General features: G+C 40.9%; 16 protein-coding genes. 6 read left to right on the forward strand and 10 right to left on the reverse strand.

The window, feature by feature from the left end; all coding sequences use genetic code 11:
- The 5 genes from LBQ60_18150 to LBQ60_18170 all read right to left on the reverse strand — a co-directional run.
- On the reverse strand, positions 1 to 1,534 hold a 1,534-nt coding region (locus tag LBQ60_18150; GenBank protein MDR2039848.1), incomplete at its 3' end, for an efflux RND transporter permease subunit.
- 224 nt (positions 1,535 to 1,758) lie between these two features.
- Positions 1,759 to 2,835: an efflux RND transporter periplasmic adaptor subunit gene (locus LBQ60_18155; protein ID MDR2039849.1), complete on the reverse strand. Its 1,077-nt coding sequence runs from the start codon at positions 2,833 to 2,835 to the stop codon at positions 1,759 to 1,761.
- A gap of 123 nt (positions 2,836 to 2,958) precedes the next feature.
- Entirely contained in the window at positions 2,959 to 4,413 is a 1,455-nt protein-coding gene (locus tag LBQ60_18160; GenBank protein ID MDR2039850.1) for a TolC family protein, read from the reverse strand.
- A gap of 62 nt (positions 4,414 to 4,475) precedes the next feature.
- Positions 4,476 to 7,784, reverse strand: coding sequence for a xanthan lyase (locus tag LBQ60_18165; GenBank protein ID MDR2039851.1), 3,309 nt, complete (start codon positions 7,782 to 7,784; stop codon positions 4,476 to 4,478).
- A gap of 14 nt (positions 7,785 to 7,798) precedes the next feature.
- Complete coding sequence (locus LBQ60_18170) at positions 7,799 to 8,692, reverse strand: ABC transporter ATP-binding protein (protein ID MDR2039852.1); 894 nt, start codon at positions 8,690 to 8,692, stop codon at positions 7,799 to 7,801.
- Positions 8,693 to 9,252: 560 nt separating this feature from the next.
- Here LBQ60_18170 and trxA point away from each other — a divergent pair.
- Positions 9,253 to 9,552, forward strand: a complete 300-nt coding sequence (gene trxA, locus LBQ60_18175; GenBank protein ID MDR2039853.1) for a thioredoxin — start codon at positions 9,253 to 9,255, stop codon at positions 9,550 to 9,552.
- A gap of 148 nt (positions 9,553 to 9,700) precedes the next feature.
- Here the strand turns inward: trxA and LBQ60_18180 are convergent, their stop codons facing one another.
- Complete coding sequence (locus LBQ60_18180) at positions 9,701 to 11,488, reverse strand: long-chain fatty acid--CoA ligase (protein ID MDR2039854.1); 1,788 nt, start codon at positions 11,486 to 11,488, stop codon at positions 9,701 to 9,703.
- A 212-nt stretch (positions 11,489 to 11,700) separates the two neighbouring features.
- Here LBQ60_18180 and LBQ60_18185 point away from each other — a divergent pair, with 212 nt between their 5' ends.
- The 4 genes from LBQ60_18185 to LBQ60_18200 all read left to right on the forward strand — a co-directional run bounded on the left by LBQ60_18185 (position 11,701) and on the right by LBQ60_18200 (position 17,339).
- Positions 11,701 to 12,198 carry a porin family protein gene (locus tag LBQ60_18185; protein ID MDR2039855.1) on the forward strand — a complete coding sequence of 166 codons (498 nt, stop codon included), beginning with the start codon at positions 11,701 to 11,703 and terminating at the stop codon, positions 12,196 to 12,198.
- Between the two features lie 86 nt (positions 12,199 to 12,284).
- Positions 12,285 to 14,936, forward strand: coding sequence for a hypothetical protein (locus LBQ60_18190; protein ID MDR2039856.1), 2,652 nt, complete (start codon positions 12,285 to 12,287; stop codon positions 14,934 to 14,936).
- Positions 14,937 to 15,022: 86 nt separating this feature from the next.
- Positions 15,023 to 16,783 (forward strand): aspartate--tRNA ligase, encoded by a 1,761-nt coding sequence (aspS, locus tag LBQ60_18195; GenBank protein MDR2039857.1) that lies wholly within the window; start codon positions 15,023 to 15,025, stop codon positions 16,781 to 16,783.
- Between the two features lie 10 nt (positions 16,784 to 16,793).
- Positions 16,794 to 17,339 (forward strand): 5-formyltetrahydrofolate cyclo-ligase, encoded by a 546-nt coding sequence (locus LBQ60_18200; protein MDR2039858.1) that lies wholly within the window; start codon positions 16,794 to 16,796, stop codon positions 17,337 to 17,339.
- A gap of 683 nt (positions 17,340 to 18,022) precedes the next feature.
- Here the strand turns inward: LBQ60_18200 and LBQ60_18205 are convergent.
- The 4 genes from LBQ60_18205 to LBQ60_18220 form a co-directional block, all read right to left on the reverse strand.
- Complete coding sequence (locus tag LBQ60_18205) at positions 18,023 to 18,694, reverse strand: hypothetical protein (protein ID MDR2039859.1); 672 nt, start codon at positions 18,692 to 18,694, stop codon at positions 18,023 to 18,025.
- A 64-nt stretch (positions 18,695 to 18,758) separates the two neighbouring features.
- On the reverse strand, positions 18,759 to 19,373 hold the full coding sequence (locus LBQ60_18210; GenBank protein MDR2039860.1) for a putative DNA binding domain-containing protein: 615 nt from the start codon (positions 19,371 to 19,373) through the stop codon (positions 18,759 to 18,761).
- A 321-nt stretch (positions 19,374 to 19,694) separates the two neighbouring features.
- Entirely contained in the window at positions 19,695 to 20,213 is a 519-nt protein-coding gene (locus LBQ60_18215; protein ID MDR2039861.1) for an energy transducer TonB, read from the reverse strand.
- Positions 20,214 to 20,356: 143 nt separating this feature from the next.
- On the reverse strand, positions 20,357 to 21,316 hold the full coding sequence (locus LBQ60_18220) for a calcium/sodium antiporter (protein ID MDR2039862.1): 960 nt from the start codon (positions 21,314 to 21,316) through the stop codon (positions 20,357 to 20,359).
- Between the two features lie 195 nt (positions 21,317 to 21,511).
- On the opposite strand from LBQ60_18220, the gene LBQ60_18225 reads away from it, so the two are divergent.
- A partial coding sequence (locus tag LBQ60_18225) for a phospho-sugar mutase (protein ID MDR2039863.1) occupies positions 21,512 to 22,940 on the forward strand: 1,429 nt, incomplete at its 3' end.

Below are 22,940 nucleotides of genomic sequence, written 5' to 3' on the forward strand. Positions count from 1 at the left end.
TGCTTTTTTTCTTTTTGGACGAAATACGCTCGTAAAGCATCGGTATCACCAGGATGGCCACAAATAAAGAAGAAACAAGTGAGAATGTGACGGTCCATGCCTGGTCCTTGAATAATTCGCCAATGGCTCCATGCAGGTATACGATCGGAAGAAAAACCACAATAGTGGTCAGGGTGGATGCGATCACCGCCCCGCCGACTTCAGATGTTCCGATAATGGCTGCCTCTTTAATGGTCAATCCTTTTTCCTGATTCCGGAATATGCTTTCGATCACTACAATGGCATTGTCCACCAACATTCCGGCACCTAACGCCAGACCGCCCAATGTCATGATATTCAACGTTAATCCATTGAAAAACATCAGATTGAAGGTCGCTACAATAGAAATCGGTATGGCAAGGCTCACGATCAATGTCGTTCCAATCCGCCGGAGAAATATGAATAATACAATCACAGCCAGTATGATCCCCATGATGGCACTCTCTTTCACTTCATCGATGGCATTTTTGATAAAAGTCCCCTGGTTGGTGATCACTTTAAAATGATATCCCGGAAGCGCCTGCTCTATAACACCCAACTGGCGGATCACCTCATCCACCACTTTCACCGTATTAAAGCGCATCTCCTTATAAACGGATAATCCAATGCTTCTCTCCCCGTTGATTCGGACTATATTCTCAGGTCGTGCATTTTCAAACTTAACGGTAGCCACTTCTTTCAAAAACAAAGGAGCCCTCTCCCCTTCCCCACCGGTAGAGGTAGTGGTAGTGGTTCCCTGAGCATCCACAGCTTTATAGCCGACGATCAGGTTTTCAAAATCAGCTTCCGAAGCAAATAAACTGGCGCTCTTTACCAGGTATTGTAAACCCATTTCTGTAACACGTCCGCCTGAAATACTCTGGTTGTTGGCTTCAATCCTCGATGCAATATCACTTATCCTCAACTGAAAAGCATCCAGCCTGTAGGGATCTGTCAGGATGGTCAATGTAGTGATCTCTTCCCCGGATAGGTCTACTTCAGCTACCCCTTCCAGACGGATCAGTTCATTCCGGATATAGCTTTCAGCAACCTTCCGCAATTCGGCCATATCTGTAATGTTCTGATGGGAAAGTCCGACCAGTACTACCGGGGAAGTGTTCGGATCATGCTGGGTAATTTTAAGTTCGGTAATATCCTGATTCCGTGCAAATGGATTCATGGCTTTCTGTAAATCGAGAAAAGCCTCATCCATGTCCTTGGACCATGTGTATTCAACAGTGATACGGGCCGATCCGGCTTTAACAACGGAAGACACCTGGGTTACATCACTTTGGCGAATTGCCATGGATTCCATGTTTTTTACAAACTGTTTCTCTATCTCTTCCGGAGGACGCTCCCCGGCTTTGATCTCGATAAACAGACGGGGATTATTCAGGTCCGGCAGCAAATCGACACTCAGCCGGTCGTAAGATATCTTTCCAAGCAGCAAAATGGCCAGTACCACCATACAAATGGTGACCGGATTATTGACCGCAAATCTGACAATACTTTTCATATGTATATTATATTGTTTTTTTAAGGGCCATATGGAGCCCTCATACTATATTCATTTTCTTTGACAAACGTCAGTTAATGAGGGGTTCATATGTAAATAATATTTTTTATGGCCGTATGCAGCTCGTATGGTTTACTTTCATTTTCATTGTTTTGGCGTTAAAGTATCATGCCCGGTTCATATATGGTTGATTAATGACTGATGACCGGATATGTTAAAGGTCATTACTTTTGAACTTTTACTTTGGTATTTTCCCTCAGTGTTTCAAATCCCCTGACGACCAGATTATCATTTTCTTTAAGCCCGTCCAGTATCTGCACATTATTTTCATCTTCCAGCCCGATCCTGACATCCTTTAATATAGCCGTATTCTTTTCTACAATGTACACGTATTTCCTCCTGCGGTTGGATAAAATCACTTCTTTAGGAATGATAATTGATTCATCTGCTTTATCAACCACAATATCCGCTTTAGCAAACATTCCGGGACGCAGGAGCAGATCTTTGTTCTGAATGAGGATTTTTCCCTTGAAAGTGCGGGTTTCGGTACTGATGGCGGGAGATAATTCACTGACCACACCCTTCAGGGTATCATCAGGAATTGTGTAATGTGTGATGTATACCGGTTGTTCCGGCTTGATATAACTGATGGAACTTTCCGGCAGATTGATTTCCATGTACATTTGAGAATAATCCATCAGGCCGACCATCGGTTTGCCCTGTTCCACTTTTACATTGGGTGTATAATGAGGTAAATTGACGATCACACCTTCAAAAGGAGCTGTTACATTCCTTTTATCCAGGCTCAGTTTTGCGTTTTCCACATCATAACGAGCATTGGTAACCCTCACCTCGGTGTTACGCATTTCGCTAAGGGTAACTCCGCCTTTTTCATAAAGGGCACTCTGCTTATTTTGTTCCTGCTGGGTTATCTCAAGGCTCAATTCTTTGGCATCCAAAGCAATTCCGTTTTCATATTCCTTATCTTCAAGAAAAATAATCAACTGACCCTTGGAGACTTTATCACCCAATTTAAACGGTTTACCCGTCTTCGGATTGTTCTGCAGTTGATATGCACCACTCATCTGGGAAACCAATTCAACGCCATAAGTAGGTTGAACTGTTCCTGTGGTATTGATCAGCTTGCTGATAGAGCCTTTCTTTAATTCAATCACTGAAACAGGGGTGGCAATATCATTCTGCGTACCCTGGGGTTGATTATTACAGGCAGCGATGAGCAGCGTTATCAAAGACAAAAAGACAACAGGCTGCAGATGACGAAAGAGAGTGTTCTTGATCATATGGCTGGAAAAAGGTTGCATATTATTTTTCATCTGTTTATAATTTTATTTTTAAAGGTCAGATAGAATGTCCATACATAATCATTACAATTGTTACCTTGGTGCATGGACATTTCATAATGGTTATTTTTCGGTCGTTATATCTTTTAAAGGGACAATCGGTTCATTTTTCTCAAAATCGTACAGGGAAAGAATTTTCATATTGAGCAACTCTATTTTATAATTGATCAGGGATTGTGAATAATTCACTTTCTTACTGGATAACTGGCTCTGGAACTGGTTCATTTCCATACCTGTGATATCGCCTTCACGATAACGCGTAAGATTCAGGTCATAAGCAAGTTGTGCATTCCTGACATTTTGTTCTTCTATTTTTATTTTTGTCTTCAGATTGTTTAAATTTCGCCATACCTGTCTGACATTTAACTCGATCCCAATCTTGTCCTCCTGATAGTCAAGTTGATTGATCTTTTGGGCAACTTCCTGCGCCCGTACCCGGGCCTTTTTTTCTCCCCAATCGAAGATAGGTATGGTAAATGTAATGGCTGCTCTTGGGTTTTGTGTCGGATTGTCATATATCCTGCCTAAGTCCTTATTATCCCCAATCAGACCGAAAGAAAGTGATACATCACCCACAAACTCGTTCTGTGCCTTAGTCTGGATCATGGAAAAGTCGAGTTCCTCGCTTTCGATCTCACGTTGCCTCAGTTCCAGACGCGATCCTAATCCGTGGGCAATAGCCTGTTCCAGATTTACATCGACCGGATCGATATCAATTTCTGCCATGACCACTATATCCTCGTCCAGATGCATCCCCAATGTCTGTTTCAACTCATCTTTCGCATTCTCAAGGGAAATTATTTGTCCGTCCACGGATGACTGGGCAGTAGCAAGGTTTAGTTCGGCCTGGAAAAGTTCGTCTTTGGCAGCAAGATCCGCTTCTACTTTGTTCTTAATGATCTCATAGCTCTGTTGCGCATTGGCGAGCTCTTCTTTCGTAATCTCCAGGTTGACCTGTGACATGTATACCGAATAGAACTGGCTGGTGATCCGTCTTTCCGTATCCAACCTTTGCAAAGCATAACTGATGTTGGCATTTTCAAAATCATGTTCGATCCGTTTTAATTCCATTTTTCGCCGGTTATAGGTAAAAACAGGTTGGGAAAGCTGCAGGTACAGGTTGTTGCTGAAAGCTTTGTTACTATTGGTACTTCCGTCAATATCAGAATTATTGTCCTGCCAGCCGAACCTATTAATCAGGGAAACCACCCCGTCGGTCCAGAGTATGGGCTGATCCACCTGGAACGTTCCCATAGTACTGAATGTTTCATTGGTATACCATTGTGAAAGGCGGTTGTCGAACCTTCTGCTCTTGCTGTAATCTACCGCCGTCAGATCCAGTGAAAACCTGGATTTCAATGTGGCGCGCTGGGCGATCAATATCTGTTGGTAACGTTCCAGGTTCATTAATGAACGGCGTAATGTAGGACTATTTTCCTTGGCAATATCCATGGCTTTTTCTATGGTCAGCAATTCCTGTCCGAAAGCTATGAAAAAAGTATTCAGGAAAATGAACATTGCGAAAACAATTCTTTTTATCCGTTTGAATTCCTTTGGCATATTTCTGAATTTATTCATTATTATCGTTTTACAATTTTTACAGCATCTGCTGTAACACTTCTTAGCTTACTTTCATTCGTCAAAATAACGCGTATGGTATCCGAAGAAAAATAATAGACTCCTAATTGTTCCCATCCTTCATTGGCACGCCTTAAATTAATGTACGCATCCTCTATTTCATTATCATACAGCACCTTGAATTTATATTCGGCATTATTACGGTCGTTTCTCATCTCATGATTTTTAAACATGTAGTAATATACCTCATAATGCCCGGGAGACGGAACGGGAACTTTCCATGTTGCCGTCTGATTTCCACTCCCGCTCTTGATCACATATGCGGAACGGATATATTCTCCGTAATATCCCATATTGGTAGTGGCGGTCCACTGTAATGGCGGTCTCCACCAGGAAAAACCCGAATATTTAAAAGAGGTATCTTCCACTTTATCCAGCCATTTGGGAAGAAACCCCATAATTACCGGATCAGACAGGGAGAATAACGAATCTTCATTATCAACGATCACTTCGCCGTATACTTCTGGTAAAAAATCAGGAACGACACGATCTCCATCCGTTTCAGGCTGCCTGCCTCTTTCCTGATTGATATTCCGGACTTGCTGCCAGACATTGTTGGGGAGGTTACCGGAAATCATGGTATTTACATTGACATTACGGGGAGCATCGTCCCAAACCGACACTAATTCTTTGGTTTGGTGCGCCCCTATTGCTACTTTCCGGTTACTTCTCGGATCAAATGCCCGGTTATGCTGATTGGCTACATTGATGTTCAGATGGACGATCCCGTCATGATCGGAATGGTTACTGATCAGCAATTTGAAAACAAAGGATTCCTGCCCCCTGTAGTTGACACTGGTTACATTCGGTGTTCCGATACTGTAGAACGGCAGGGGTGTAGGATGGTTCCATTCAGGAATGTATGACCTGATATCCGTTTCGCTGATCTCTCCCAGATAATCCAGAAGTCCCTCAAACTGAAAATTATTGAAAGTATTTCTTTTTAAGACAGCATAAACAGAGTCCCTGAATGCATTTACTCCTATGCTTATTTCCGAATTGGCGAACAGCCGGTTGGCTTTCAGACTGATGATATTACTGGTCAGATCTTTGTATTCTACATCGGAAAGCAATTCCTTAAGATTATGTTTCTCCATCAACAGGCTGGCTTTTTCATTGTTACTGATACCGTTGATCTCCCGCTCCCAGTTGCTGTTGTCCTGTTTGTTCTGCAGGTATAGTTCAATGATCCGGTTCGCAAAAGGCCATTCCGGGGAAAAAATATTATAGCGGAAATTGTACAACTGTGGAAACTGGAAATAAGGATTGGCCTGTCTGGTAATATTATATTGCCCACGACCGGCATCCGAATAGTTACTAGCTCCTTCAGTCTGCATAAATATCCGGATTGCATCGTTGAATGTACGGATCTGCGCCTCTTCATCATTGATTTCTTTTCCGTTCCATTTTGCCCACTTCTTCTGGTCTTTTCTCCTTTTCATGAAATCCATCTGGTCGAATAACCACCCTTTTTCCGTGAAAAAAGTTATTTCAGGTTGTACTACCTCCTGTGCTTCCGTCCATGTGTGGGGATAACAGTAGAATAGAGCAGGAACTTCAATCACCGAAAAACGTTTGAAAGGATAATCCAGCCTATAGGTACGCTCCAGGTTTTCCTTTGTATTCTGTATCAGGGTAGGAATAGTATCCGGAATGGAATCGAAGGCCGCACTGAAATAATCATGTCCGTCAATATACCAGAGCCGGTATGAAATACTATCCGCTTCAACGCTTTTTTGCTTATATTTTCCGATAGCAAGGGAAATAGCCTGGATCTGGTATTCGGGAGAAAAAGAAAATGTCCCGTCTTCATGATCCGTTCCTTCACCCTGCGATAAAGGGGTCAGGCCGGGCAAAGGGGAAACGGTCAGGTGATATTTGCTGAAATAATTTTGCTGCCAGTCAGCGCTTTTATCACTGAATGCCGTACCGGGCCTCGGATACCAGTATGTCTCAGGAGTAAACAAGCAATATTCCGGGGTTTGGAAACTGTATTGCTTGTCTGCACCAAAAAGGAAATACCTGTAATGTTGTTGCAATAATTCAGGCGGGATATCCAGGTAGCAGAACGAATTATCGATCTGTCCGCTGTATTTGACCGAAAAAGAAACAGAATCTCCCTGTATGATCTCTTTTCCGAAATCAATCAAAATGATCTGATGGTCCCGGTTGAAATCAAGGATCCGTTCGCCCTCTCTGATTTCCTGTACCTGTAATCCAGGATTCAGGCAAAAAGTAAATACAGAAGCATCCTGCAGGGCAATGCCTTTCATTTTGGTTTCAGAGCTGAATGTTCCCGGATGTTGCGTCACCGAAATATCGTACCGGTCAATGATCATTTTAGGGGTCTGGACATATTTATTATTGATCTCCGTATATGAAATGCGTGATTTACTCTTTCCCAGAATAGAATGCACATGTCTGAAACCGGCAAACCCGCATATGAGTAACATACAAACGGCCAGGATCAACCATGGATAATTGCTCCGTGATGAATTGGGTAATCTTCTGAAAAGAGAAATGGTAATAAAAATAAATCCAAGACCGGCGCATAAATAGATGGTACGATGATTGACCACTGTCTCCAGGTTAGTGAATCCGACAATGGTCGATTTCACCAACGGAAGATAATAAGCCATATAATCGAATAAATAATAAAATTTATCGTTGATGTAAAAAAGTGTCAATCCTATATAGCCCAATAGAAGAATAAAAGTCAGCGCCTGGTTTTTCAGTACCAACATCAGGAAAATAGAAAGCCCGATGATAAAAATCAAAGTCGGAATGCTGATGATCAGGAAATAGGTCAGGTAGGCCCACCAATCGACTGATACGCCAGGAGACATAAAAGTAATTATCAGTGAGATGACCATTACGATCAGGTTCAGGATCAGGAATACGCGTAAATTTCCCCATATTTTCCCGATCACATATTCGGCATTGCTCAACGGACGCACATAAAACACTTCCGAAGTATCCAGTTTTTTATCCCTTTTCAGGAAATCAGAAGCCAGAAATATGGCAATTACAGCCTGCCCGGTATTCAACAACAATAAATTCAGATACGGGATATTGGATGTAATGGCTTTAGCCACCCAGAAACCGCTATTGTCTTCAAACACCAGCATTGCCAGGTTGAAAAAAGTCAATATCACTATGGCCAATAAGGTAAATACCTTAAAAAACCAACTCCGGATAAGCAATTTGCTTTCGTATTTTGAAACGGATCGTATATTATGAATGAAGGACATCAGGTACGGTCTATTTAATCATTGATCCACAGGTTCAACTTATTTTCCATATAGTATACATAGGCATGTTCCAGATTCGGCGGATAAGGTTCGGCGTCATAACCTATAATTTCATCAGCCACTACCTGGACTTCCCAACCTGTTCCCGAAGGAATGGTAGAAATGACGGGATATTTTTTATCCACCTCGTATAATCCGTCGCTGCTCACTTTGATGCGCCATACTTTTCCTTCGGCCTGTTTCAACATATCCTCCGGGGATCCGTAAAAAGAAACCTGCCCTTTGTTCATCAGTGCCATACATTTGCAGGTACTGGAAATATCGCCGACAATATGGGTGGAAAGAATAATGGCTACATTGTTTTTACTTACCTCTGATAATAAGTTCCGGAAACGGATACGTTCTTCCGGGTCGAGACCGGTGGTCGGCTCATCTACAATAATTACCTTTGGGTTATGGATCAGGGCCTGGGCAATTCCCAGACGCCTTTTCATACCGCCTGAAAGCTTGTTTGCATAACGTTCCCGGACATCGAATAACCCTACATTTTCCAGCATAGCCTCTACCGCCTCTTTCCTCTTTTTCGCCTGGGTCATGCCTGATAACCGTGCAGCATAATCCAAAAATTCATGTGTTTTATACTTGGCAAAAAACCTGAAATCCTGGGGCAGATATCCCAATATTCCCCGTATTTCCTTTCGTTGTTTCTTCAGGTCATATCCAAAAATATCTACATCGCCTGAACTGGGTTCCATCAATGCCACCAGAATACGCATCAATGTTGATTTCCCTGCACCATTAGGACCCAATAACCCGAACATTCCTGTGGGTATCTCCAGGTTGATATCCTTTAATGCATGATTCCCATTGGGATACACTTTATTCAATCCTTTTATAGATATACTCATTCTAAAATATTCATGGCTGTTTTACAAAAGAATAAAGTTTTCCGTAAGAATTGTTTGGCCTACACCAATCAATTCCCGAGGATAAAGTGATTATCCCGTAGAAATGAAACAAAAAAAATCTTTTTGAAGAAAAAATCAGTCCGAGACTCCTCAATAAAGAATGATCGAATTCTTTCATTGTGTTACAGGCTCAACGTGATTATAAAGGCATTCATATGCTTTCAGCATAGTTCTACAAGTTTCAAAAAACATCAAATTCTTGGGCATTCAAAGATGAATTTTATTTTTAAATTTTTCAAATCATTAATATTTATTAACAAATCACAAGCACACCTTACAAATTTCGACTGTGTACGAACACGGATTGATAAATTACATTCGTTCCCGCACACGGATTGACAAATTGAAACAATTGGTATAGATGAACATATTTATAGTATTTTCTTTTGATTTGAACGGATAAATATAATTTATATAGATTAGACGCAATAAAATAAAAATGTTACATTTGCTTCTGAAAGATACTTAACATCAATTATGTACTGTAAAAAACACATGAAATGGAAACTTTCAAAGATATTATTAATGGTGAACAACCGGTTTTGGTTGATTTCTTTGCCACATGGTGTGGACCTTGTAAAGCTATGACCCCGGTGATCGAATCTGTTGGAAAAGAACTACAGGGACAGGCACGTGTACTAAAAATCGATATTGACAAAAACCCGGCAATAGCCAATAAATTTCAGATCCAATCTGTTCCTACACTGATCATTTTTAAAAAGGGAGAAGTCCTTTGGCGCAATACCGGAGGAATGGATAAATCATCCCTTATTGAACAAGTCAAAAACTTTGCAGATTGATCCCGGATTATTTCCTGAATCAATCTTTTCAGAAATAGGCAAATTCGACCTATTATTGTGGTGAATCAATTAGCCCCGGGTATAATAATCCGGGGCTAATGTCATTTATTTGATTACCTTACTCCTACCCGAGGCGGTAAAATCCGGATTATACCGGTTCATTGTGCGAGTAAGCAAATATCTCGTCAATAATATCGGTATATTTTGCCATCAGGAATTTACGTTTTAATTTAAGCGTTGGTGATAATTCACCTGTTTGGGTGCTCCATTCTTCAGGAACCAAACGAAAACGCTTGATCTGCTCGGCATTCCCTAATTTTTTATTTACCTGGTTCACTTCATTTTGGTAAAGTTCCACCACTTCATGGATATGCAACAATTCCGTATTATTATCAAATTTGATTTCATGGGCATAACACCACTTGTGTAGCTGGGGAAAATTAGGTGAAATCAGGGCACTGGCATATTTTTCATTTTCGCCGAAAACGAAAGCCTGATCGATAAAAAATGATTCTTTCAAGCGGTTCTCAATGACCTGTGGAGACACATATTTTCCATTGGATAATTTGAAAATCTCCTTTTTACGGTCGGTAATAGTTAAAAAACCATCTTTATCGAAAGAGCCGATATCTCCGGTATGAAAATAACCATCCTGGTCAATCACCTGTGAGGTCATATCCGGGTCATTGTAATATCCCATCATGATATTCGGACCTTTACAAAGGATTTCGCCATCTTCATCCTGCTTCACCTCCAGACCATCCAACACATGCCCAACAGTTCCTGCTTTGGTAGGCCCCCGGCGTAGATCACTTACGGCAATTACCGGAGATGTCTCGGTAAGCCCGTAACCTTCCAGCAGGTTAATACCCATTGCATAGAAAAGGTTGGATAACCGGGTCTGCAAAGGAGCCCCTCCGGAAACGATGATCCGGACTTCTCCTCCCAATACCTCCATCCACTTGGGGAAAATCAGGCGGCGGGCGATCATCAAGCGGAAACGATACGCTAATGATTGTTTCTTGAACGGATCATACTGAATTCCCACTTCAATCGCATCTTTAAAAAGAGTTTTCTTTATTCCCGTCAACTCTTTTCCTTTTCCTACCAATCCGATATATATACGTTCCAACAGGCGTGGAACGGTAGTAAAGATATGAGGCTTTACTTCTTTGATATTCTCCAGGATAGAACCCATGTTCTCAGCATAATACAATGAAAAACCCTTATATTGGAAATGGTAATTCATCATTCTTTCATAAATATGACTGATGGGTAAAAAGCTTAATGCACGGCTCCCGGCAGTAAGGTAATTCCTGGCGGCAGTACCGATGACGTTGCTTACCAGATTATTGTGCGATAGCATCACTCCTTTGGGTGTACCTGTAGTTCCTGATGTATAAATCAGGGTCAACATATCATCTGATTTGACAGAGTCTTTTATTTTTTGCACCTGGGACAGGTATTCTCCGGAATGATCCCTTCCTGCAACCGCAATCTCTTTCCAGTTACGTTCTCCGTCGATCTGGTTGAATGTATATACATGTTTTATAGAAGAGCTGGCTTCGATCAGGGGTTTAAGCTTTTCCAACAGCAATTTGTCCGACAATATCAGCATTTTAGGTTGTGAATGGGTCAAAATATGCTGATACTCTTCCAGGCTGATGGTGGGATAAATCGGAACAGAAACCACACCAATCTGCGCCATCCCCATATCGAAAAAATTCCACTCGGGACGGTTATTGGATATCATAGCGATCTTTTCCCCGGGCTGGTACCCCATATGCAACAAACCACAACTTATATCATTAGCATGTTGGATATATTCATCACCGCTATACTTCACCCACTTACCGGCAATTTTACATGCAAGGGCATCATCTAACCGGTACTGCGTCCGGTACTGATCCAAAATATCAAATGTTCTTGTGACCATTGCGCAATGAGTTTAAATGATTATGGACGACAAACCTACACTTTTTTCTTAAAAAATCATTATCTCTTAATTCTTTTTTCAACATAGAATTATAGAAACAAATACAATTTTTTACATCATCCTGAGTTATATGATAAGGTTGGAACAAAAGAAAAGTTTTCTTACTTTTGACCTCGGGAACCACATCATTTTTTAATATAAACGTTTTGGATATGAAAAAGTTTTTCGTGGCATTAATGGCCATTTGCACGGTAGGGATTACCTTGTCACATGCACAGAAAATGGAAAAAGATATGAGTCTGGTGAATATCGGACTTGGATTTCTTCCGGGTGTAGGCGTAAATGTTAGTTATGATTACGGTCTGGTTGATAAATGGGGACCGGGAGTATTTACCATCGGCGGATTTGTCGGTTTTTCCAATTGGGGAAGAAATATATCCGGCATGGGCGATTACAGGCAAACAAGATGGGCGATCTCTCCACGGGCTACCTACCGTTATGCCATCAATCCGGATTTTGAAGTGTACGGCGCGGTAATGACCGGACTTTACTTTAACACGTACAGTAAATACAGGGACAATTCAACCGGTTTATTCTGGGGAACAACTGCCGGATGCCGCTATTCCTTCATGAAGAATATGTCGGTTTTTGCAGAAATCGGTTACAACGATGTAGCCGCACTGAACGGAGGCATCAGTATTTCATTTTAATAAAATATCACGGATGGCATTGCTTATTTCCAATGCCATTCCTTTTTTATACAGCGGACATTACTACTTGACTGATTTAGATAAGAGTGCGCCGGTACCTGAAGAAAATAATAGTGGTCTTTCTCCTGATTACAGCTTTAATAGGTGTAAGCGGAACGGTAGTGACCATTTTTTTTCAGGATGAAGTAATTCGTTTTGTGATAGAAAACCTGAATCAACAGGTTAATTCCCGGATAGAAGTACAATCGGCACATTTTTCATTGTTCCGCAAGTTTCCCAATGCATCAGTCGAATTCCGGAATGTAAAAATGAGTCCGGTAAAAGGCTTTGATACCCTTAGCTTCACGCCTGAATACAGCCGCCATTTACTGGTAGCGGAAAACGTATTTATACAACTCAATTTATTCAGTATATTGAGTAAGGATTTCCGGATCACACAGATCGATATACAACATGGAGACATTCATATCCTTACCGATAAGAATAACCACCACAATTATCTGTTCTGGAAGACGACGCAGGGAGAGATGCGCAAAAATGCGTCTCCCGTAGAACTGGAAAATGTGCTGTTGACCCGGGTAAATGTATTTTATTCCCATAAACGAAGCAACCTGGTATTTTCAGTATTTGCGGAAAAAACCCGTTTCAGCGGTAGGTTCTCTACCCGTCAATATTCTTTGGATGCCAATGTTTCAGGAATAGTACGGCAACTTTCTGTCGGCGATGATTTGTTTATCCGTGACAAAACACTGGAATTATCCGGAAAGTTGGATGTAAACGATCAAATATTTTCTATACGTAAAGCAAATCTTGAGCTGGCTGAGACAAATATGGATGTATCAGGAGGATTTATGCTGGCTGATCCGGTCGATCTGGACCTGCATCTCGAGGGAAGGCGTTTGGAATATTCATCCCTGGCATCATTGCTTCCTGACAAATATGGAGCATGGTTACAAAATTATCCGGGAAAAGGAAACTGTCATTTTTCAGCAGATATTACCGGACCTGCCGGAAAAGGAAAGAAGCCGCATGTTGAGGCTCAATTCGGTATGGAACAGGCCAGCATCACCCATCGTGAAAGCCGGAATAAACTAACGGAGCTTGCTTTTTCCGGAACATTCACTACCGGTGACAGAAACCAAAGGGCTACTACCGTATTGACCATACAAAATTTCGGATGCAGGATCGGTAACGGAAAGCTGAATGGAAGCCTGACGGTCCGGGATTTCCGAAAGCCTTCCTTTGCTATAAAAGTAAGAGGAAACATGGATATGGAACAATTGACCCGTTTCATTCCGGCAAAACAGCTGACATCCGTGAAAGGGCTGGTTGATGGAAACCTGTCGGTGAACATGCGTTGGAAAAGGTTGTCCTTTCACCGGAAAAGCGATATGGAACAACTGGATGTTCGGGGAACCATACGGTTGGCACAAGTATCTATGCGCCTGAACCAATCATATCAACTGGAAAATATAAACGGCACTTTGACGTTCGATAAACACATCAGCACTAAAAATCTCTCTTTCATCCTGAATAAAAACGATTTTTCATTCAACGGGCAGTTTGAACGATTATTCCCTTATTTACTGGACAAAACAAAAACCATTGGCATCGAAGGGAAGGTAGTATCGAAAAATCTGGACGTGTTTTCGCTTTTACCATCCCCAACGACAAGCGCTTCCAAACAGGTTGTAAGCAGAAAAAACAGAGATACATTCCTGTTTCCGGACCATATTATTTTCAATACGTCTTTTTCTGCCGGAAACATACGTTACCGCAATTTTACGGCCACAGGACTGAATGCTTCACTGACCTATCAGCCGCGGTCTCTGGGTATCAAATCCATAAAATTTACCAGTATGGCCGGCCATTTTTCCGGAAACGGAGTATTGACCAATCGTTCCCCGGATAATTTACGTTTGTCCGGAAATCTGTTGTTTTCAGATGTGGATATCCGGAACGCATTTCAAACATTCGACCACTTTTCACAGGATGTCCTTCGTGCCGAACACATAAACGGGCGGTTATCGGGTGATTTTGATTACTCTATTGCCTGGGATGGAAAAATGAAGTTAAAACAGGATGAATTACAGGCACAGGGGGATCTGAGCCTGGCAGGAGGAGAATTGAGTCATTTTGAACCCATGAACAATCTGTCCCGCTTTATCGCATTGGAAGAGCTGCAAAACATCCGTTTCTCCACGCTTAAAACCCAGGTGTCCGTTAAAAACAAACATGTTTCCATTCCCATGACACAGATTGAATCTTCTGCTTTCAATATTTCCGGTTCCGGAGAACATTATTTCGACAATCACTATACTTACCGTGTTAAAATATTATTGTCGGAATTACTGGCGGCCAAGGCCAGAAAAAATAAAAAAGAGAACAGGGATCATGAATATGAAGAAGACGGAGGTAAACGGACTGCCATATACCTGAAACTAGAAGGACAAGGCTCCGATTTTAAAATTACTTACGACAAGCAGTCTGCAAAAGCTTCCGTTGCTGCCGACATAAAAAAAGAAAAGCAAACCTTAAAAAGCATATTACATCAGGAATTTGGCTGGTTCAAGAAAGACAGTACTCTTCAGGAAACGGTAAACCCTCCTGCTAACACAGGAAAACTTCGTTTTTCTTTCGAAGAAGAGGAAACTCCTGAACAGGAAAAGCCTGCTAAAAAAGCAAAACAAAAAAAGACAACAACCGAAGAAGAGAAAATAAAAATAGAATGGGAATAAACATGACGGAAGATTCTGTAATTCTCAATTCTTAATCTTATTTTTGCCGGAATATTTTATCAAAGAAAAACAACAATATTTATAATATGTATCGGACAAATACTTGTGGAGAATTAAATATCAGCCATGCAGGCCGGCAGGTAACTTTAGCAGGATGGATACAACGTATACGTGAATTAAGTGGTATGACTTTTATCGATTTGCGTGACCGTTACGGTATTACGCAACTGGTATTCACCGAAACCGGAAATGCGGCACTATATGCCGGGGCAAAAAAACTAGGACGTGAATTCGTCATTCAGGTAGAGGGCAAAGTGTCGGAGAGAAGTAGCAAAAACAGTAAAATTCCCACAGGTGATATAGAAATTATCGTGGAAAAGCTAACGGTACTAAATGCTGCTGTATTGCCTCCATTTACTATTGAAGACGAAACCGATGGCGGTGACGAGTTGCGGATGAAATACCGTTACCTGGATCTGCGCCGCAATGTGGTACGCAGCAATCTGGAATTGCGCCACCATCTGGCACAGGAGATACGCAAATACCTGGATAGCCAACAATTCCTTGAAGTGGAAACACCCGTGCTGATGAAATCCACCCCTGAAGGCGCCCGCGACTTTGTGGTTCCTTCCCGCATGAATCCCGGGACATTTTATGCACTCCCGCAATCGCCGCAGACATTCAAACAAATCCTGATGGTAGCCGGATTTGATAAATATTTCCAGATCGTAAAGTGCTTCCGCGATGAAGACCTTCGTGCAGACCGTCAGCCTGAATTTACACAGATCGACTGTGAAATGTCGTTTGTTACCCAGGATGATATCCTGAATACATTCGAAGGCATGGTCAAACACTTGTTCAAATCTGTGAAAGGGATCACATTCGACCAGCCTTTCCTGAGAATGAGCTTTGACGAAGCCATGACCCATTACGGCAACGATAAACCGGACCTGCGTTTCGACATGAAAATACATGAACTGACCTCCCTTGCCAAAGGAAAAGGCTTCGGTGTATTCGACAATGCGGAATATATCGGCGCCATATCGGCGCCCGGATGCTCGGGCTACACCAGAAAACAAACCGATGAACTGACCGCCTTTGTGAAACGTCCGCAGATCGGAGCACAGGGATTGATATATATAAAATTCAATGAAGACGGAAGTATCCAGTCATCCGTTGATAAATTCTTCACCCCGGACCAGCTAAAAGAATGGGGAAATGTACTGAATGCCCAACCCGGGGACCTGATGTTGCTGATGGCCGGTAAACGTAAAAAAACCCTGACCCAGTTAAGCGAATTACGGCTGGAAATGGGTACCCGTTGCGGATTAAGGGATAAAGATACTTTTGTTCCCTTGTGGGTCATTGACTTCCCTCTGTTGGAATGGGATGATGAAACACAACGTTTTTATGCCATGCATCATCCGTTCACATCACCCAAGCCGGAAGATATCCAATATTTTGACACCGATCCCGGAAAGATCCGTGCAAATGCTTATGACTGCGTGATCAATGGCGTAGAGCTGGGTGGCGGATCGATCCGTATCCATGACGAACAACTGCAACAAACCATGTTCCGCGTACTGGGTTTTACCCCTGAACAAGCCGAATACCAGTTCGGATTCCTGATGAATGCTTTCAAATATGGCGCCCCGCCACACGGAGGCATTGCTTTCGGCTTTGACCGTCTGGTTTCTATGTTTGCGGGATTTGATAGCATCCGCGATGTGATTGCTTTCCCCAAAAACAATGCAGGCCGCGATGTCATGATCGACAGTCCGGCACTGATCTCGGAAGAGCAATTGAAAGAATTGGGATTAACCATTCATCTACCAGAAAAAGAATAATCCGGATCATGTGAATTCTTTTATTCAGGATAAAAAAACGCTCCGGCAATATATCCGGCATCTGAAAAGTAATCTTTCTGAGGAAGAAAAAAGACAGAAATCTGTATTTATCTGGAAACAGATAGAAGAAAAAGAATGTTTCCGGAATGCGGGAGTATTATTGTTATACTGGTCTATGTCCGACGAGGTGGATACCCATGATTTTATCATGCGCTGGCATCAGGAAAAAAAAATCGTTCTTCCTATAATTGAAGAAAATAACCTGAAATTAAAATGGTTCACCGGAACAGATACATTACGAAAGCATACTGCACTGGATCTTTACGAGCCTGACGGAACCGGATATGTATCGCTCACGGATATCGATATGGCCATTATTCCGGGTATTGCATTCGACAAGAAATGCCACCGGATGGGACGGGGAAAAGGCTACTATGATCAACTCCTGGCGACATCTGATCTGTATAAAATAGGCGTGGGATTTGACTTCCAGTTGCTCGACCGGATCCCATTTGAAGAACACGATGTTTTGATGGATGAAATAATTGTTGGTTAACACTATTGACAATAAATAGTAGGTAAAGAATATATAATGTAGTTTTTCACATGATAAGGATTATATATCTTAAACCCAGACCCTGCTTTAACCTAGACAACTTATAATCCACCTGTCTTTAAATTAACACTTTACAAGTTTTTATAAACAATCTGTAATCTTTCATTTTCAATAATTACCTAATTTATAGCTTGGTATACAATAGACTAAATAAAATTTGCGGAGTTAGGATTCAATTAATAGCCTCTATGCTTTCCTTAAATAACCCGCATCATTATTTCTTATGTACATCGGCCACAGATATGATGTGAAAAGAATTTGACAATTTATACGAATTGGTAAGTAATCTTTTAGGACGCAATCCCCGTTGAACAGCTTTCAGGAATTTTATCGGCAGAAGAAAACAGTACAATCGATTGACATAAAGCAACGTTAGAATATTTTAAGTAATAAAAATATCATTATATAAATTTTGTATAAATTTATTAGACATATTCTATACATACAGGTATTTTTACATACCTCATAATACCATTTTATACCAAATTACTACCCCCATAATACCTTTTTTGAGCCCTTTACGAACCCTTTACAAAATAAATAAATCATTAATTTACAAATAATTAATCAATAAAAACCATTTTAGACGAATGAAATGAACCCTTTGTGAACCCTTTGCAATATTATTCTACATTTTTTGCAATGCCACCGTCATTCCCTTTAAGAGTATAATAAGTTCCTTTTCCTGTTATCCCTTGTTTTGTTACCCAAGGTTCTAATTGCCATAATATACGTGTAGCTGTTGTTTTGCTGACTTTTACGAGTGTTTGTATCTGAGAGTTATTAATACGTCCATTGGTAATCACATACTCTATAATTGGGATCAATCCTTCCGATAATCCTTCCGCTGCAAGTTGAGTACGGACATCCGCATAAAAAGTAAGCATAATGCCACTCAAATATTCGATACGCGGGGGCAATAATTTCTCATCAAGGGTCGACCGTATGATTTTTCTAAATCCCCTGCCCCATGCTTCAATATCACCGCAACGGAAAAGCGAATTGGCAATATCGGGATTATAGGGATGAGAAGGATGTTTTTGTAAAAGAGTGTTCAGTGTCCATTTTTCGGGAAGATGTCCTGCATTCCAGCAAACAAAACGGTCAGGGTAAACACTTATCTGTATCGGAGTGGGGTCGAAATAATCTTTATGGGCAATAGCGTTTAAAAAGGTTTCACGGATAGCAGCCAAAGGGAATGTCGGCGTTTCTTTTCGGGAAAAGCCATCATACGATATAGCATATGTAATGTACTTAGTGGTCAGCAAATCGGTTGCTTTTTCAATTTGTTCCATAACAGAGCCGTGTATCTCGTCCTGAAATGCAAGGTCATCATCCGTTCACCGAAAGAAACCTATTTTAATGTAAGCTCCTTGTACGTATTTCGGGGGTTGGGTGAAAAAGAAGGATTGCAGCACGCTTGAGCAATCCAGATTCCTCGTCTATCAAATGCAAATCGCGCAATAGATGTTCGGTACTGTCATTAAGCACATCTTCGTCAACCCTATGGCTTTGGGCAGCTTCTTTACGGAATCGTTGCAGAGCTATCAAAGATAGGTCGCTAATCGAAACATTCGGTATCGGAACACCATCCCAGCGTTTACCTGTACGCTTCAAAATAAACATATTGAGTGCAGCACCTTTCAGTTCCTGTTTGGTGCTCCCTACACGATAATGATATTGTCCCTTGTAATTGATAGGGTAAGAATATGGCGCGACAGAAATTTCAAGATATTCCTTTTTGGTTTCGGGGTCGGTTAATGTATTTACATCAGCAATTATACCAAGTGTATCCTGTATTTTGTTTGGAATATCTTCGGATAGTTTTTTGATTTTGCCTACTCCAATAATTTGTCCGTCGTCGTCAATTCCTATATATAGCTTTCCACCATCAGCATTAGCAAAGCCACATATCCATTTTAGATATTCATCACGCCAGGTTGCCTTATACTCAATATTTTGATTTTCCGACATATCATACTTATGTAGACAAAAGTACGAACTTATTTTTTGTAATCGATAAGTAATTTAAAGGGTAATTTGTTGGGATAATCCTTTTTAGGATAACAATTACTTCTGTTAAATTTATTCATTTCATTCATTATCAAGAAAGAACAAACATTTTCATTTTATATTAGGTTTTTGAATATAATTTGAATTTTTATAAAATTATATTTTTTGTTCCCTTTAATGGTGAAACCGTTATCCGCTTAAAAATAAAACCAATATTCATTACTTATATCATCAAATTATTATTAAATTTCGTATTCAGGAGGATTGGTTTTTTACTATATTTTAATCACGTGTTACATTTTTCTCCTTTTTAGTGACACTGAAACCTTTGATATCTATTTCTTCAAGAAGCAGGGTTTCTTCGGATAATTCGGTTTTTTTCGAAGATGGGGCTATCATATTATCGAGGCTAAATTTAAATGGAAGGGTATAACTTATTCTCACCGGTTTTCCATCTATTTTTCCAGGTGTCCAACTCGGTGATGAGTTAACTACCCGCAACGCTTCGGCATCAAGTACCGGATCTAAACTACCAACTATTTTTACATTACTGACGGAACCATCTTTCTCTATTAAAAATTCCACAAAAACGCGTCCGGTAATACCATCTTCCATTGCACTTACCATATAAATAGTATGATTAACTATGTATTCACGAAATCCCACTTCGGCAGGTTTATCATTAAACAATGGATTTTCATCTACATTGACTAACTTTTGCCCGCACTTGCAAGAAAACAGAAACAAAACAACAAGCGAAACGGACACAATGATCATCTTACGAAACATCTTCTTTACCATAATTTTGTCTCATTTAATATATGATGTTGTTTTTCAATAATATTGCGTTTATCAAATCACAAAGTTAACAATCGTCAGGATTCTTATTCCGATTGCAAATGAATAAAATCAATAAAATTCGCAGTTTTACGAACGAGCTCACACTAACCTTCCCGGCCGATCAGGTACAGGGTATATAAAATATAACCGAGAAGGAATATTCCAGCCTCCCACCTGTCCAGTCTTTTTTTCCTGCCGGTAAACATAGCCATAAAAAGGTAAACGGTTCCACCGATCAAAATATACAGGTCTGTATTGAATGCTGGATTGTATGATATGGGTCTGATGAATGAACTGACCGAAAGGATAAAAAAGATATTGAATATATTTGATCCTATAATATTCCCGATAGCAATATCACTGTTCTTTTTCACGGCCGCCACCACTGAAGTCACTAATTCCGGCAAAGATGTTCCGGCAGCGACAATCGTCAATCCGATAATCTTTTCGCTGACACCTAAAGCCGTTGCTATCTCCGTAGCACTGTTAACCACCAATTTCCCCCCGATGATCAAGCCTGCCAGGCCGATGACGATCAGGCCCCAGATTTTCAGATTGGACATTTCTACCTGGATGACTGCCTGTTCAACAGGTACGCTCCTCATCTGCCGGTATACATAATATAAAAAAGACACAAATAGAATAAACAATACAAGGCCATCAATCCGGGATAGAACCAATGGCTGATCCTGCATAAAAAAGTTATTGCACAGGAGAAATAGAAGGATTGCAGCCGCCAATGACATTGGTATCTCTTTCCAAACAGTACTTGATTGCACTACAATAGGAGAGATCAACCCTACGATACCTAAAATAGCATACAGGTTAAATATATTACTACCGATGATATTTCCGAAAACGATATCAGAATGCCCGTCGAAGGAAGCGAAAGAATTCACCACAAGTTCAGGAGCTGAAGTACCAAAGGCAACAATGGTCAATCCGATCGCCAGATCTGAAATATGATGTTTGCGGGCAAGGGATGAAGCACCGTCAACCAGCCAGTCGGCCCCCTTGATCAGGAGAAAAAATCCGATTAAAATAAGTACCAATGATATGAGCATACTGCAGTTTTTGTATTATTGGGTATTGAAAAGACCTGAAAAACGTGCAAAATTAAAAAAACATGAAACAATGCAACAATATGTAGTATATTTTGTCTGAATAAAAAATAAAGAACATACGCATCAAATTAATAGTTCCTTTACCTAAATAGGCTTTTTTTTTATACTTTTGGAGCTTACTTAATAAGACATAACATGGATAATAATAGCGCATTTGAAGAAATAGTCAATAAGGCAAAACAATGGCTTTCCGATGCATTTGACGAAAAAACACGGACACAGGTAAAAGATATGATAGATAACCATCCGGAGGAACTGACCGAATGTTTCTATAAAAGCCTGGAATTTGGGACCGGTGGCTTACGCGGATTGATGGGAGTTGGCACCAACCGGATGAATATATATACTGTAGGGATGGCAACACAGGGCCTATGCAATTACCTGAAGAAAAATTTCGCCGGATTACCGGATATTAAGGTTGCTGTAGCACATGACAGCAGGAATAACAGCCGGTTATTTGAGGAAACAACAGCCGGTATTTTTGCTGCTAACGGAATAAAAGTATATTTATTTGATGCTTTGCGTCCTACACCTGAATTGTCTTTCGCCGTACGTCACCTGGGATGCCAGAGTGGTGTCGTGATCACGGCTTCCCATAATCCGAAAGAATACAACGGGTATAAAGCTTATTGGGATGACGGTGCACAGGTCATTCCTCCACATGATACCGCCATTATCGAAGAAGTAGGAAAAACAACAATCGATTCGGTAAAATTTGACGGACCTAAAGAACTGATCATTAACATTGGTGAGGAAATAGACAAAGCCTATACCGACATGATCGTAAACCTGACTCTTTCTCAGGATGCTATCACCCGCAATAAGGACCTGAAAATTGTTTATACCCCCATTCACGGTACCGGTGTAATGTTGGTACCTATGACACTGAAAAAAAAGGGATTTACCAATATTTATCATATTCCCGAACAAGACGCTTCGGACGGGAACTTTCCAACCGTTAAATCGCCCAATCCCGAAGAACCGGCAGCTTTGAACCTGGCTATGCAAAAGGCAAAGGAAGTGGATGCCGATATCGTCATGGGAACTGACCCGGATGCAGACCGTGTAGGTATTGCTGTAAAAAACAGCAAAGGGGAATGGGAGATACTGAATGGCAACCAATCAGCTGCCATTTTGATCTATTACCTTATCAAACGCTGGAAAGAATCAGGGAAACTGAAAGGTAATGAATACATTGTAAAAACAATCGTCACTACTGAATTACTGGCTGAAATCGCAGCAAAAGATAATGTCCCCTGTTATGACGTGCTTACCGGATTCAAATGGATTGCCGACATCATACGTAAAAACGAAGGGAAATCGACTTTCATCGGAGGTGGGGAAGAAAGCTACGGATACCTTTGCAGTGAAGCCGTCCGGGATAAAGACGCCGTAATGTCCTGTGCCTATTTCGCCGAAATTGCCGCATGGGCCAAAGACCAGGGAAAAACATTGTTCGATATCCTTCTTGAAATATATACACAATATAGCTTTTACAAGGAAAAAGGCATTTCCGTCGTGAAGAATGGAAAATCCGGAGCAGAAGAAATTATGGCCATGATGG

It is taken from the genome of Bacteroidales bacterium, from assembly GCA_031275285.1.
Classification (GTDB): Bacteria; Bacteroidota; Bacteroidia; order Bacteroidales; family UBA4181; genus JAIRLS01.

Coding starts and splice junctions, on each gene's coding strand:
- LBQ60_18160 (MDR2039850.1), bottom strand. CDS start 4,413: ATGTTCATTTTCCTGAATACTTTTTTCATAGCTTTCGGACAGGAATTG.
- LBQ60_18155 (MDR2039849.1), bottom strand. CDS start 2,835: ATGATCAAGAACACTCTCTTTCGTCATCTGCAGCCTGTTGTCTTTTTG.
- LBQ60_18180 (MDR2039854.1), bottom strand. CDS start 11,488: ATGGTCACAAGAACATTTGATATTTTGGATCAGTACCGGACGCAGTAC.
- aspS (MDR2039857.1), top strand. CDS start 15,023: ATGTATCGGACAAATACTTGTGGAGAATTAAATATCAGCCATGCAGGC.
- LBQ60_18220 (MDR2039862.1), bottom strand. CDS start 21,316: ATGCTCATATCATTGGTACTTATTTTAATCGGATTTTTTCTCCTGATC.
- LBQ60_18210 (MDR2039860.1), bottom strand. CDS start 19,373: ATGTCGGAAAATCAAAATATTGAGTATAAGGCAACCTGGCGTGATGAA.
- LBQ60_18170 (MDR2039852.1), bottom strand. CDS start 8,692: ATGAGTATATCTATAAAAGGATTGAATAAAGTGTATCCCAATGGGAAT.
- LBQ60_18185 (MDR2039855.1), top strand. CDS start 11,701: ATGAAAAAGTTTTTCGTGGCATTAATGGCCATTTGCACGGTAGGGATT.
- LBQ60_18215 (MDR2039861.1), bottom strand. CDS start 20,213: ATGGTAAAGAAGATGTTTCGTAAGATGATCATTGTGTCCGTTTCGCTT.
- LBQ60_18165 (MDR2039851.1), bottom strand. CDS start 7,784: ATGTCCTTCATTCATAATATACGATCCGTTTCAAAATACGAAAGCAAA.
- trxA (MDR2039853.1), top strand. CDS start 9,253: ATGGAAACTTTCAAAGATATTATTAATGGTGAACAACCGGTTTTGGTT.
- LBQ60_18205 (MDR2039859.1), bottom strand. CDS start 18,694: ATGGAACAAATTGAAAAAGCAACCGATTTGCTGACCACTAAGTACATT.